Annotated in this window: 12 protein-coding genes and 1 pseudogene; 6 read left to right on the top strand and 7 right to left on the bottom strand. The window is 73.7% G+C overall.

The genetic code is table 11. The features are described from left to right. Positions 1–5: 5 nt before the first annotated feature. The 3 genes from ACGFWJ_RS06380 to ACGFWJ_RS06370 all read right to left on the bottom strand — a co-directional run bounded on the left by ACGFWJ_RS06380 (position 6) and on the right by ACGFWJ_RS06370 (position 4,569). Entirely contained in the window at positions 6–1,244 is a 1,239-nt protein-coding gene (locus ACGFWJ_RS06380) for a cytochrome P450 (RefSeq protein ID WP_392945845.1), read from the bottom strand. 239 nt (positions 1,245–1,483) lie between these two features. Continuing rightward, complete coding sequence (locus tag ACGFWJ_RS06375) at positions 1,484–3,838, bottom strand: FtsX-like permease family protein (RefSeq protein ID WP_392945843.1); 2,355 nt, start codon at positions 3,836–3,838, stop codon at positions 1,484–1,486. Then, positions 3,835–4,569 (bottom strand): ABC transporter ATP-binding protein, encoded by a 735-nt coding sequence (locus ACGFWJ_RS06370; protein ID WP_392945841.1) that lies wholly within the window; start codon positions 4,567–4,569, stop codon positions 3,835–3,837. Before ACGFWJ_RS06370 ends, ACGFWJ_RS06375 begins: the two co-directional genes overlap by 4 nt. Positions 4,570–4,670: 101 nt before the next feature. On the opposite strand from ACGFWJ_RS06370, the gene ACGFWJ_RS06365 reads away from it, so the two are divergent. Together ACGFWJ_RS06365 and ACGFWJ_RS06360 are read left to right on the top strand one after the other, a co-directional pair. Then, the gene (locus ACGFWJ_RS06365) at positions 4,671–5,534 is read left to right on the top strand and encodes a sensor histidine kinase (protein ID WP_392945839.1); all 864 of its coding nucleotides are present in this window, start codon (positions 4,671–4,673) and stop codon (positions 5,532–5,534) included. Continuing rightward, positions 5,531–6,220, top strand: coding sequence for a response regulator (locus ACGFWJ_RS06360; protein ID WP_392945837.1), 690 nt, complete (start codon positions 5,531–5,533; stop codon positions 6,218–6,220). The genes ACGFWJ_RS06365 and ACGFWJ_RS06360 overlap by 4 nt, the downstream gene beginning before the upstream one ends. Before the next feature lie 42 nt (positions 6,221–6,262). Here ACGFWJ_RS06360 and ACGFWJ_RS06355 read toward each other — a convergent pair whose 3' ends face one another. Together ACGFWJ_RS06355 and ACGFWJ_RS06350 are read right to left on the bottom strand one after the other, a co-directional pair. Beyond that, positions 6,263–7,612 (bottom strand): MBL fold metallo-hydrolase RNA specificity domain-containing protein, encoded by a 1,350-nt coding sequence (locus ACGFWJ_RS06355; protein ID WP_392945835.1) that lies wholly within the window; start codon positions 7,610–7,612, stop codon positions 6,263–6,265. Between the two features lie 191 nt (positions 7,613–7,803). Then, positions 7,804–8,304 carry a hypothetical protein gene (locus ACGFWJ_RS06350; protein WP_392945833.1) on the bottom strand — a complete coding sequence of 167 codons (501 nt, stop codon included), beginning with the start codon at positions 8,302–8,304 and terminating at the stop codon, positions 7,804–7,806. Positions 8,305–8,520: 216 nt separating this feature from the next. On the opposite strand from ACGFWJ_RS06350, the gene ACGFWJ_RS06345 reads away from it, so the two are divergent. Both ACGFWJ_RS06345 and ACGFWJ_RS06340 read left to right on the top strand, forming a co-directional pair. After that, the gene (locus tag ACGFWJ_RS06345; RefSeq protein WP_392945831.1) at positions 8,521–9,561 is read left to right on the top strand and encodes a zinc-dependent alcohol dehydrogenase family protein; all 1,041 of its coding nucleotides are present in this window, start codon (positions 8,521–8,523) and stop codon (positions 9,559–9,561) included. 153 nt (positions 9,562–9,714) lie between these two features. Then, positions 9,715–9,855, top strand: coding sequence for a hypothetical protein (locus ACGFWJ_RS06340; RefSeq protein WP_392945829.1), 141 nt, complete (start codon positions 9,715–9,717; stop codon positions 9,853–9,855). Here the strand turns inward: ACGFWJ_RS06340 and ACGFWJ_RS06335 are convergent. Next, positions 9,852–10,427 carry an AAA family ATPase gene (locus ACGFWJ_RS06335; RefSeq protein WP_392945827.1) on the bottom strand — a complete coding sequence of 192 codons (576 nt, stop codon included), beginning with the start codon at positions 10,425–10,427 and terminating at the stop codon, positions 9,852–9,854. The two genes, ACGFWJ_RS06340 and ACGFWJ_RS06335, sit on opposite strands and share 4 nt — an antisense overlap. A gap of 327 nt (positions 10,428–10,754) precedes the next feature. Next, positions 10,755–11,012 carry a hypothetical protein gene (locus ACGFWJ_RS06330; RefSeq protein ID WP_392945825.1) on the bottom strand — a complete coding sequence of 86 codons (258 nt, stop codon included), beginning with the start codon at positions 11,010–11,012 and terminating at the stop codon, positions 10,755–10,757. A gap of 107 nt (positions 11,013–11,119) precedes the next feature. On the opposite strand from ACGFWJ_RS06330, the pseudogene ACGFWJ_RS06325 reads away from it, so the two are divergent. Both ACGFWJ_RS06325 and ACGFWJ_RS06320 read left to right on the top strand, forming a co-directional pair. Continuing rightward, a pseudogene (locus tag ACGFWJ_RS06325) lies at positions 11,120–11,308 on the top strand (IS5/IS1182 family transposase); the annotation flags it as partial. Between the two features lie 27 nt (positions 11,309–11,335). Then, positions 11,336–12,394, top strand: a complete 1,059-nt coding sequence (locus ACGFWJ_RS06320) for an NAD(P)-dependent oxidoreductase (RefSeq protein ID WP_392945823.1) — start codon at positions 11,336–11,338, stop codon at positions 12,392–12,394. Positions 12,395–12,403: the final 9 nt, after the last annotated feature.

Here is a 12,403-nt window from a genome sequence, read left to right as displayed (position 1 = left end):
GGCCGTCAGCCGACGGCCACCAGTGGCAGCGCGTCGAACGAGCGCAGGCAGGCGGACGCGCGCCGCACCGGTGGCCCGGCGAGGGCGAGCCGGGGGAAGCGGTCGAGCAGCCGGCCGAGCAGCGCGGCCCCTTCGAGGCGGGCCAGTGCCGCGCCGAAGCAGTAGTGCGGCCCGGCGCCGAAGCTCAGTACGTGCCGCTCGGGGCGGCGGACCAGGAACGCGTCGGGCTCCGGGTAGCGCCTCGGATCCCGGTTGGCGGCGCCGATGACGGCGGTGACGCTGCCGCCGGCGGGGACGTGCACGCCGCCGATCTCGGCGGGCCGGGTGGCGAGCCGTTCGGTCATCAGCACCGGCCCGTCCCAGCGCAGGGACTCCTCGACCGCGCCGGGCAGCAGGCCCGGGTCGGCGCGCAGCAGGGCCGCCTGGTCGGGGTGGGTGAGCAGGGCGTGCACCGAGAGCCCGAGCAGCCCGGCGGTGGTTTCGAACCCGGCGACGAAGACCAGTACCAGGACGTCCACCAACTCCCGTTCTTCCAGCGGATGCTGGTCGACCGCGGCTTGGGTGAGCAGCCCCGAGGTGAGGTCCTCGGCGGGCCGGGCGCGGCGCTCGCGCAGCAGTTCGGTGAAGTAGCCGCGCAGGGCGGTGACTGCCTCGTCCGCGAGCCGCCAGTCCTCGTCGGAGCGCACCGGTTCCAGCAGGCGCGCGGCGTCGCGTCCGAGCCGGTGGAAGCGCTCCTGCTCGGCGGCGGGCACGCCGATCAGTCGGCCGACCACCGCGACCGGCAGCGGGTAGCCGACCAGTTCCTGGAAGTCGGCCGTGCCGCCGTCGGCGGTGGCGTCGGCGAAGCCGTCGAGCAGTTCGTCGACGGTCTGCTCGATGGCCGCGGACAGCGCGGCCGTCCGCCGGGGCCCGAACGCCTTCACCAGGGGGCCGCGCAGGCGCTCGTGGGCGGCTCCGTTGGTGCCGAGCAGCGAGGCGTAGAACATGTCGGCTGCGGAGTGGGCCTGCCACTCGGGCTGTTCCCGCTCCATCCAGGCCCGGTCGGGCACCGCGAAGGCCGGGCCGGCCAGGGCGGCCTGGCATTCGGCGAACCCCGTCAGAAAGCGGGTGTCCAATTCCTCGTGGTGCAGGACGGGGGTGATCCTGCGCAGCGCCGCGAGCGGGGCGTAGGGATTCTCCCGGGCCTCGGGGGCGAAGACCGACCACAGAATCGCTTCCGCATCCGGCTGGTCACCGATATTCATCAGGTCAACTGCCGAACTGTTCAATGCGCTCACCCACCTTCGCCCGCCACCACGCACGCAGGCCCGTCGAATCGACCCGGGAATTCCGGTCGGCCGGTCAGAGAGTACCCGAAGTCGAATCGCGCACAAACCAAGATTGAATTGAAGTGGCCATCCTGCGATAGGAATTAATATCCGTCGGATAAATGATCGGCCCCGGCGGGGATGCCGCCGGGGCCGAGCAGGAACGCGACGGGCTCTCACTCGCCGCGCAGCACCTCCGCCACGGTCAGCCGGGCCGCCGACCGGGCCGGGACCAGCGCGCCCGCCGCCGCGATCAGCGCACCCGCCAGGCTCAGCGCGGCCAGGTTCGCGGGCGACCAGATGTGCACCATCCAGCCGGGGAGTTCGATCCCGGCCGCACCGAAGGTGACGCTCACCAGCAGGCGGTGGGCGAGCACCCCGAGCGGCAGCCCGACCAGTCCGCCGACCAGTCCGACGGCGGCCATCGAGGTGATCATCATCGCCTTCACCTGGCGGGGCGTCATGCCGATCGCCTTGAACACCCCGAGGTCGCGGCGGCGCTCCCGGGTGTTGAGAACGACGGTGTTGAAGACGCCGAGCGCGGTGACGGCGCCGAGCAGCAGGGTGAGGATGCCGGAGGTGCTGATCACCGTCACCGAACCGGCGTTGACCGTCGTCCCGGCGTTCGGGTAGAGCCCGGGGTCGATCGCCTTGACGGCGCGCTGCAACCCGGCCGGGTCGGCGTCGGACGCGAACTGCACGACGTACTGCGGGACCCGGTCGAGCGACTTGCTGTCCGGCGCGGCCGCCCGGAGGCCCTGCCAGTCGGCGAAGACCAGGTCGGGGGCGGAGACCAGGCAGTCGCCGACGATGGTCATCCGGGTCTGCCGGTCGCCCACCGAGAGTGTCAGTTGGTCGCCGACGGCGAGTCCGCGCTGGTGCAGGAAGCCCGCCGAGGCGACGATCTCGTCGGATCCGCCGAACCAGCGGCCCTTGAGGAGCAGCGGGCCGAGCTGCTGGAAGTCGCCGCGCATCGCGTCGACGATGACCGGCTGCGGGTCGCCGACCAGCTGGGCCAGCGCGTAGGAGTTGACCATCACCTTTGCCGCGCCGGGCAGTTCGCGCAGTTTCGCCTCGATCTCGGTGTTCGGCAGGGTCGGCTCGGTCTGGTTCATCCGGCTCTGGCCGGTGTCGATCTCGACCCGCCGCTGGCCGACGTGCTCCACCGTGTCCCCGTACTTGGTCATGGTGCTGGTCAGCCCGGTGGTCAGGGTGACGGCGGCGGAGCCGAGCACCACGGCGGCCAGCGTCAGCGCGGTACGGCTGGGCCGGGCGAACGGCAGGCCGAGGCCCAGGCTGACGGAGCGCGGCAGCCGGGCGCCGGCCAGCCGGCGCTGGACCCGCAGGGCGCGCCCGGCGCGCGGCGCGCTGCCCGCGCTGATCGCCCGGGCGGCGGACAGCCGGTGGGCGCGCATCGCCGGGAGCAGCGCGGCGAGCACCACCACGGCGGGCAGGCCGAGCAGGGCAAAAGCGTCCACCCAGGGGCTGATCACATAGGTGGTGCCGACGATGCCGCGCAGCGACAGGGTGACCAGCGGCACGGCCGCCAGGTTGCCCGCGACGGTGCCCAGCACGCAGCCGACCACGGCAGGGACGGACAGCATCGTCAGGTAGACGGCGACCACCTGGTTCGGGGTGAAGCCGATCGCCTTGAGCACGCCGATGTGCCGGAAGCCGGAGACCACGGCGCCGCTGATCACATTGCCGACGATCAGCACGGCCACGATCAGGCCGACGACGCCGAAGGTCATCAGCAGCGGGACGAAGAGCTTGGCGCCCCGGCCGACCTGTTCCTTGACCTTCAGCCAGGACAGGCCCGAGACCAGCGAGCCCGGCGGCAGCTGCCCGGTGATCGCGGCCGTGGCGGCGTCCATGTCGCCCGCCGATCCGGCGTGCGGGAAGCGGTAGAGCATCTGGACGGCGGTGGGGTGCAGCTCCGTCAGCTGGGCGGGCGTCACCCAGCCGTCGGCGGTGCCGGTCACGCTGCTGGCCACGCCGACCACGGTGAGACTCCCCCGGCCGGCGATCGTGCGGGTGGAGCCGATCAGGGAGTCCGGCGGGCGGGCGCCGCGGGGCAGGTTGAGCACCAGTTCGCCGGGGGCGGTGGCCCAGTGGCCCTTCCAGACCTCCAACCGGTCCACCGGCCCGCCCGGGTCGGCCCGTCCGACCAGGGTGGCGGGCTGTTCGGGCAGGTCGCCGGTCGGGTCCTCCAGGTCCACGTGGAGCTGGCCGAACGGGCCCGCGGCAGTCACGCCGGGCTGCTTCACGGTCTCGGCGAGCTGGGCCTCGGTGGCCTTGGCCGGGTCGAAGGCTGCGGTCAGATGGGCGCCGCTCGAAGCACCGAAGGCCTTGTCGAACGGGGCACTGGCCGCGTCGATCAGCCCGAGCGCGACCACCAGGGTGGTGGCGGAGAGGAAGACCACCAGGCCGATCACGAAGGTCTGCAGCCGGCGGCGTTTCACGGCGGCGCGGGACGCCTGCCAGACGGCACCCGAGCCGACCCACCCCGCCCGACTCGAGAACGTGCTCATGCCCGCTCCAGAAGGCTCTCGCGGGCCACCTTGCCGTCGGCCAGCTCGATCAGCCGACCGGCGCAGCGGGTGGCCAGGCGCTTGTCGTGGGTGACCATCAGCAGGGTCTGCCCGATCTGGTTGAGGTCGATCAAGAGGTCCATCACCTGCTCGCCGGCCCGGCTGTCCAGTGCGCCGGTCGGCTCGTCGGCGAGCAGCAGCGCCGGACGGTTCATCAGCGCCCGGGCCACCGACACGCGCTGGCGCTCGCCGCCGCTGAGCGCCGCCGGGTAGACCGAGCGCCGGTCGGCGATGCCGAGTTCGTCGAGCAGTTCCAGCGCCCGCCGCCGGGCCTGGCCGGCCGGGCTGCCGGTCAGCTGGGCGGCCAGTGCGACGTTGTCCAGCGCCGGCAGGTCGTCGATCAGGTTGAAGAACTGGAAGATCATGCCGATCCGGCGGCGCCGGTACAGCGCCAGCCCGGTCTCGTTCAGCCGGCCCAGGTCCTCGCCGTTCACCTCGACCCGGCCCGCGCTGGGCCGGTCCAGTCCCGCCACCATGTTGAGCAGCGTGGACTTGCCGCACCCCGAGGGCCCCATCACGGCCACCGCCTCGCCGGCCCGGATCTCCAGCGAGACCCCGTCCAGCGCGGCGGTCTCGCCGAACTCCTTGCGTACGCCGTCCAGTCGGACGACCACATCCCCGTGCTCGCCGCGTGCGTCGTCCAACCTGACGACCTTGCCTCGTTCCGTCATGGCACCGAACACTGCCCGACCCCGCCGAGCCCCGGCGTCCCTCTTCAGGTGCATCCCTGAGCCGTCGTCATCCCGGGGATGTACGGCGCTGGATCCGGCGGATGATGCGCGTACACCTGTGGCTCTGCCAGAGTGACGGGGTGCACGGGGATCGGGGAGTTCTGCTGGTCGGCGCGCTGCTGGCCGCACTGGCCGCCGCGGGCTGGTTCGGCGCCGCGCTGCTGCGCGAACGGCGGCGGCACCGCAAGGCGCTGGAGGACCGCGGCTGGCTGCTGGAGCGCGAGCGGGAGAGCGCGGCCCGGGCCGCGGTGGACGCCGAACGGGCCCGGATCGCCCACGAGTTGCACGACATCGTCAGCCACAACGTGAGCCTGATGGTCGTTCAGGCCGGCGCCGCCCGCGAGGTGCTGGCGCTGATGCCCGACGCCGCCGCCACCGCGCTGGCCGCCGTGGAGGGCGCGGGCCGCGACACGATGACCCAACTGCGCCAGCTGCTGGGCCTGTTGGCCCCCGCGGCGGACGGCTCCGACGAGGAGGCCGACCTCGCGCCGCAGCCCGGCCTGCACGGACTCGGCGCGCTGGTCGACCGGATCGCCTTCGCCGGCCTCCCGGTGGAGGTGCGGATCTCCGGCGAGCCGCGGCCGCTGCCCGCCGGCATCGACCTGACGGCGTACCGGATCGTGCAGGAGGCGCTGACCAACGCGCTGCGCCACGGCGACGGCGGAAAGGCCGAGGTGACGGTGCGCTGGACCGACCGCTACCTGCGGGTCGAGGTGCTGAACACCGGCCCCAGCATCCTCAGCGGCGCCTCCCCCGCACCCCGGCGCCGCCCGGACGGCACCGGCCGGGGCCTGCTCGGCCTGCGCGAACGCGTCGCGGTGTACGGCGGCGACCTGGACGCCCGGCACCGCCTCGGCGGCGGCTACCGGGTCCGCGCCCGGATCCCGCTGGCGGGCGCCGCATGAGCACGCTTCCTCCGCCCCGCGTGCTGATCGCCGACGACCAGGAACTGATCCGCACCGGCTTCCGGCTGATCCTCACCGCCCGCGGCATCGACGTGGTCGGCGAGGCCGCCGACGGCGCCGAGGCCGTCGCACTCGCCGCCCGACTACGCCCCGACGTCGTACTCATGGACATCCGGATGCCGGTCCTCGACGGCCTCGAAGCGGCCCGCCGGATCCTCGCCCGGCAGCCGGACTGCCGGGTGCTGATGCTGACCACCTTCGACCTCGACCGCTACGTCTACGCCGCGCTGTCCCTCGGCGCCAGCGGCTTCCTGCTCAAGGACGTCACAGCGGCCCACCTGGCCGCCGCCGTCCGCCTGGTGGACACCGGCGACGCGCTGCTCTCCCCCTCCATCACCCGCCGCCTGGTCGAACGTTTCGCCACCGAGCCGCCGTCCGCCGCCTCTCCCGCCGACCGCGCCCCGGCCGTCCACCGCGACCTCGCGGCGCTGACACCCCGCGAACTCGAAGTACTGACGATGCTCGGCCGCGGCCTCTCCAACAGCGAACTGGCCCGGCACCTGACGCTCAGCGAGGCCACCGTGAAGACCCACGTCGCCCGGATCTTCGCCAAACTCACCCTCCGCGACCGCGCCCAGGCCGTGGTCCTCGCCTACGAGACCGGACTGGTCTCCCCCGGCCAGTAGGCGAATGAAGGCACGCCTCTGGTCGCAACTGGCACGGCACGCTCAGCGCACCAGCACCCGCTCCCCGGACCGCGGCACCACGGCCGTCCAGCCGAGCTCCCGGTCGATCCGGTCCCGCAGCGCCTGCGCGCCCTCCGGCTCGCCGTGCACCAGGTACGTCGCGGACGGGGCGGGGGCCGGGCGCAGCCAGTCGACGATCTCGACGGCGTCCGCGTGCGCCGAGAACGCCGGGACATTGACGATCTCCGCCCGGACGGGCACGTAGCCGCCGTACATCTTCAACACCCGCGCGCCGTCGACCAGATCCCGCGCCCGGGTGCCGGCAGCTGCGTACCCGACCACGATCACGGTGTTGCGGGGATCGGGCAGCAGCCGGTGCAGATGGTGCACGACGCGCCCGCCGGTGGCCATGCCGGACGCGGACACCAGGATCGCGGGCAGCGCGGAGTTCTCCAGCTCCAGCGACTCCGGCAGCGACCGCACCGCCCGGAACGGCTCCGGGCTGATCGCCGCCTCGCCCCGGGCCAGCACCTCCGGACGCAGTTCGGGCGCCCGTTCGGCGAACGCGTCCTGGTAGATCCGCAGCGTGGCGAGCGCCATCGGGCTGTCCACGTAGACCGGTGCGCCGCGCGACAGCCGCCCCGCGCGGCGGAGCTCGGCGAGCTCGTGCAGCACCACCTCGGTGCGGTCCACGGCGAACGACGGGATGACGACGGTGCCGCCCCGGGCCAGCGTCCGGTCGATGGCGTTCGCGAACCATTCCCGGGCCGCGGTCTCCTCGTGCCGCCGGTTGCCGTACGTGGACTCCATCAGCAGCACGTCGGCGCCGGTGAACGGGTCCGGGGGATTCAGCAGCGGGTGGACGGGCCGGCCGAGGTCGCCGCTGACGGCGAGGGTGTGGCCGTCCTCCAGCGCGAGGTGCACCCAGGACGACCCGAGGATGTGCCCGGCCGGGTGCAGGCGCAGAACCGTCCGGTCGGCGATCTCGATCTCGCTGTGGTGCGCGACGGGGTCGAACAGCTGGAGGGTCCGCTCCACGTCCTGCTCGGTGTACAGCGGCAGCGCGGGGCGGTGCTTCGACCAGCCGTGCCGGTTGGCGTGGTCGGCGTCCTCCTGGAGCAGATGGGCACTGTCACGCAGGATCAGCTCGGCGATCCGCGCCGTGTACGGCGTGGTGAAGACCGGCCCCCGGAACCCGTCCGCCACCAGCCGGGGCAGATACCCGCAATGGTCCAGGTGCGCATGCGTGAGCACCACGCAGTGCACGTCGGCGGGGTCCAGCGGCAGCGCACGGCGGTTGCGCCGCCGCAGCTCGGCCAGGCCCTGGAACAGCCCGCAGTCGATCATGACGCGGGCGTGGTCCGTCTCCACCAGGAACTTGCTACCGGTCACGGTCCCGACCCCGCCCAGGAACGTGAGCAGTCCCGGCCGGGGCGTCGGGGCGGGCTGATGATCCATGGCGGTGCCTCCCGGGGTCCGTCTCCCACCATCCACCACCGGCGGTCCCGCCGCACCGGGCACCGGGCCCGCGACACCCGCCGCGCCTGCGTGTCGCGTCCGGCCACGCTCCCGCACCGACGCGGTCAGCTCGGCTGCCGCCGGGTCCACTGCGGCTCGATCTGCTGCCACTCGGCGTCCCACTCGGCGTAGCGGCGGCGGTCCAGGACGTGCAGGGTGCCCTTCCACACCAGGGTGCAGAGCAGCGGCAGGGCGGTGACGGCGAGCAGCCCTGCGGTCAGTGCGACCGCGACGGCCTCGCCGGCGCCGGCCGGTCGCGGGACGACCTCGCCGCGTTCGTCCAGCCAGATCCGGACGGGGGTGCCGGCCGGCTGGCCGGCGGACACCACGGCGCTCGCCCGGTGGTCGGTGCCGTCGGCGTTCCAGGTGACGGCGGCCCGGGTCGAGGTGATGCCCATCGCGGCGGGAACGTCCGCGACCAGCCGGGCGGTCACCGGGTGCCGGGTGGCGGCCTCGGTCTCGGCCGCCCGGGACTGGTCCTGGTGGACGATCAGGCCGACGGCGAGCGCCGCCGGGATCCCGCCGACCGCCAGCACCAGCAGGAGCCGCCCCACCCACCACTGCACGCGGTCACTGCTCCGCCTCAGTGGGTTCTTCCGTTGCTGCGGATGCGCGTGCATGCCGCCCGCCTTCCTCACCGCTCGACCCGGCCCCGTACCCCTCCAGCTTTCCGACCTGGGCCGTCCTGCGGCATGGTCCGGACGGCCCTATTCGGCCCGACAACCGGCCCGGGTCACCGGGCCGACTCGTCCCCTCCCCGCCACCGGGAGCAGGCTGGAAAGGTGGAAACGACGCGTGCGACGGCAACGGCAGGGGACGGCGCCTGGGTGGTGGCCCGCCCGGGGCCGGTGAGCAGCGGGGACGGGCCGCTCGAGTGGGAGCGGCGGCCGCCGCCCGTCCCGGCTGATCGGGAGATCCTGGTCGAGGTGGAGGCGTGCGGGGTGTGCCGCACCGACCTGCACCTCGCCGAGGGCGACCTCCCGCCCCGGATGCCGCGCTGCACGCCCGGCCACGAGGTGGTCGGGCGGGTGACGTCGACCGGCCCGGGCGTGACGGAGTTCGCGGTCGGCGACCGCGCGGGAGTGGCCTGGCTGGCCGGGGTGTGCGGGCAGTGCCGGTACTGCCGCAGCGGACGGGAGAACCTGTGCCCCGCCTCGACGTACACCGGCTGGGACCGGCACGGCGGCTACGCCGGGTTCGTCACCGCCGACGCCCGCTTCGCCTACCCGCTGCCCGACGGCCCGGCCGCCGAGGAACTCGCACCACTGCTGTGCGCCGGCATCATCGGCCACCGCGCCCTGTCCCGCGCGAACCTCCCGCCGGGCGGCCTCCTCGGCATCTGGGGCTTCGGCGCCTCCGCCCACCTGACCGCCCAGATCGCCCTCGCCCGCGGCGCCCGGGTGGCCGTCTTCACCCGCGCCCCCGCAGCCCGCGACCTGGCCCGCGACCTCGGCGCGGGCTTCGCCGGCGACTCCTACGACGCCCCGCCGGAACCCCTCGACGCCGCCATCCTGTTCGCCCCGGTCGGCGAACTCGTCCCCGTCGCCCTCGCCGCCCTCGACCGCGGCGGCACCCTCGCGATCGCCGGCATCCACCTCACCGACATCCCCACCCTGAACTACCAGCACCACCTCTTCCAGGAACGCACCCTCCGCTCCGTCACCGCCAACACCCGCACCGACGGCCACGACTTCCTCACCGAGGCAGCCCGCGTCCGCCCGTCCATCCACCTCACCCGCTACCCCCTCCACCAGGCCAACACGGCCCTCACCGACCTCGCCGCCGACCGCGTCACCGGCGTCGCCGTCCTCCTCCCCGACTGACCGGCGCCAACTCGCCCGCTCGTCCATGCAAGTCGCCTCCGGCAACCACCGCACCCCCGGCCACCGGCCGATCAACCGGCCACCGATCGTCGTGCACCACTTCAAGTGGCGACACGGCGTCGCCGCCGTCATCCGTCGACGGGCCTCGCCCACTTGGAACGCAACGGCGGCCGGATCGGCGCGCAGGCGCTCGGACCGCGACCGCCCACCCTCGCCGCCGTCCCCGACCGGTGGGCCGGGGAGGCCCAGCACATCGTGGACGCCTGGCGCCCACCGACCAGGCCGCTCGGCTAGAACGAGCCGGGCTCGACGATCTCCTCGCCCTCGCCCTCGGGGACGTCGAACCGCTCGTAGAAGTCGTCCAGCGCGCCGGCCGTCACGGTCAGCGCGTTGGCGTCCTCGCGCCGGTTGCGCTCCTGCAGACGCCGAAGCAACTCGCCCTTCGGGACGGGGAAGTACAGCAGCCGCCACCGTCCACCGGCTTCGGAGACCAGCTTCTTCCACTCGTCGCGGTCCCGCTGGAGCCACAGCCCGTGGTCGAGCACCACGTCGGTCCCGGCGGCCACCAGCCCGGCCAGGCGCTCGCGGACCTCCGCGACCACCGGAGCCTCCAACTCGAAGTACCGGTGCTCGGGGTAGTCCACCCCGTAACGGCCGTGCCGGGCATGAACCAGCTCGTCCACCGACAGCCGCGCCGCACCCGCCGGCTCCAGCACCCGGGTGGCATACGTGGTCTTACCCGACCCGGTCAGCCCGACCAGCAGGAACACCGTCGGCGTCGGACCGCCGGACGCGATGCCGGCCGAGCCCCGCAGTGCCACCGGCACCGCCGGACCCGCCGCCGCGCCGAAGTCGCTCTCGTCCACACGATCCATCATCCGCCCCTTGCGACACCAACCGGGCCCGACCGGTCGGAACAGCGCGACTGCGATCGGAGGCCGCGCTCGGCATCCGCCGCTCACCGGACGGGCTGATGGCCCGCGCCCTCTCCGAGGGGCTTCCGGCCGTGCGCCGCGGCGCACCCGAGCCTGAGCACGGGCATCGACGGCCCGTCCAGGACTACCGTGCCCTCGTCGGTCCCACTCCCGCAGTCGCTGCAACCGCCAGTGGTGTCCGTTGGGGCGGCAGACCCCTCCTCGCCGCGTGATCCAGCCAACCCGGCGAACACATGCGGCCAGGGCTGCTGGGTGTCCTCACAGAGCCTCTTGGCGCCCGGAACTCTGAGCCGCGGAAACCTCGCGCGCAAATTTGATCCATGCGTCGGCTGCCGCCGCATACGCCTGCAGCAGGTTCCCCAGCTCGGGCGACATGAACGTCGGGCTCTTGCCTTTTTCCACCTTGGAAGTGTGGTCGAGGACCCGGAGATGGGCAGCTGCCTGCCCCATGGCGTAGTTCCAATCCGGCAGTTGGGAAAAACTGGACATGTAGACCTCCAGACGGCGGGCGAGCATGCGCGCCCCGTCAGTCTCGGGCGCCCGTGATCGAGTCGCCTGTCCGCGTGGGCAGGTCGGGTGAAGCGCTGCGCGAGCCTCCTGCAAGCGAGCGTTCCGCGTTGGTGATCGCCCGGCGCGGAGTACCCCACGGATCCGGCCTCGGCGTTCACCGCTGGGTCGTCGAGCGGACCATCGCACGGCTCCACGGATTCCGCCGCCTACTCATCCGCCGGGAGCTGCGCGACGACATCCATGAAACCTTTCCCGGCCTCGCCACCTGCCTGATCACACATCGACATGTCCGGCGGCAGTAGGGTCCACGCAGGGGAAAGGGGGGCCACATGGAGCGGGCCCGGGTCCTGTTGCTGGACGCGGCTCCTGGCGAGCTGCTGGGTCGGGAACTGGAGCGTCTGCTCGGCCACGGGCTGGCCGTCACGCTGAACCTCCGGCGGGTGGCCGATCCCGCCGGGGCGCGGGCCGCCTGGGGCGGCCGGGTGGACTTCACGGACTTCGATGCCTTCGACGAGTCCGCGCTGCTCGCCGAGGCCGTCCGGGACGGACGCGGCTACCACGCGGTCAAGTCCCGTGCGGGGGTGCCGCTGCGCGCGGCGTTCCTCGCGGCGGCGACGGACGCGGGGCTGGCGAACCGGCTTCGGGTGGTCGGCCGGGCCGGGGCGGGCACCGATCACGTCGAGTTGGCGGCCGCGGCCCGTCACGGGGTCGCTGTCACCCACACTCCGGGGTCCAACGCGAATGCGGTCGCCGAGTTCGCACTCGCCCAGCTCCTCGCCCTGGCCCGCGATCTCCCGGCACACAACGAGGCGGCGCACCAAGGCAGTTGGCGCGCGCCCGCCGCACCGGCGGTGGAGCTGTCGGAGCTGGCCCTGGGCATCGTCGGACTCGGGCGGATCGGCCTGGCCCTGGCCGCACGGGCGACCGCTCTGGGTATGGAGGTCCAGGGCCTCTCGCGCCGGCCGGACGAGGCGTCGGTGCCCCGGGCCCGTTCCCTCGCCGCGCTGCTGGCGACCAGTGATGTGGTCTCCCTGCACCTGCCGCTCACTCCACGGACCCGAGGGATGGTCGGTCGGGCGGAGCTTGCGCTGATGCGTCCGGGGTCGATCCTGCTGAACACCGCCCGGGGCGGGATCGTCGACGAGCAGGCGCTGGCCGATGCGCTGCGCGACCCCGCGCACCCGCTCGCGGCAGCCGCCGTCGACACCTTCGAGCACGAGCACGCCGCCTTCGCCTCGCCGCTCTTCGGCCTGCCGAACGCCCTGCTCACCCCGCACGTCGCCGGGATGACCAGGGCCGCCATGGCTACGGCGGCCCTGCGCTGCGCGGACCACATCGCGGCCCTGCTCGCCGACCGCCCGGAGGGCGTGCCCGTGGTGACCGGGTGACGGCCACCC

Origin of the sequence: Kitasatospora sp. NPDC048407, assembly GCF_043200475.1 — a bacterium.
Taxonomy (GTDB): Bacteria; Actinomycetota; Actinomycetes; order Streptomycetales; family Streptomycetaceae; genus Kitasatospora.
Note: the sequence above shows the minus strand (reverse complement) of the source record. Positions and strands in the feature narration are given on the sequence as shown.

Bases quoted from the DNA above. Each gene is read 5' to 3' on its own strand.
- ACGFWJ_RS06360 (WP_392945837.1), top strand. From the start codon at position 5,531: ATGAGCACGCTTCCTCCGCCCCGCGTGCTGATCGCCGACGACCAGGAA.
- ACGFWJ_RS06375 (WP_392945843.1), bottom strand. From the start codon at position 3,838: ATGAGCACGTTCTCGAGTCGGGCGGGGTGGGTCGGCTCGGGTGCCGTC.
- ACGFWJ_RS06380 (WP_392945845.1), bottom strand. From the start codon at position 1,244: ATGAATATCGGTGACCAGCCGGATGCGGAAGCGATTCTGTGGTCGGTC.
- ACGFWJ_RS06370 (WP_392945841.1), bottom strand. From the start codon at position 4,569: ATGACGGAACGAGGCAAGGTCGTCAGGTTGGACGACGCACGCGGCGAG.
- ACGFWJ_RS06320 (WP_392945823.1), top strand. From the start codon at position 11,336: ATGGAGCGGGCCCGGGTCCTGTTGCTGGACGCGGCTCCTGGCGAGCTG.
- ACGFWJ_RS06330 (WP_392945825.1), bottom strand. From the start codon at position 11,012: ATGCTCGCCCGCCGTCTGGAGGTCTACATGTCCAGTTTTTCCCAACTG.
- ACGFWJ_RS06365 (WP_392945839.1), top strand. From the start codon at position 4,671: ATGATGCGCGTACACCTGTGGCTCTGCCAGAGTGACGGGGTGCACGGG.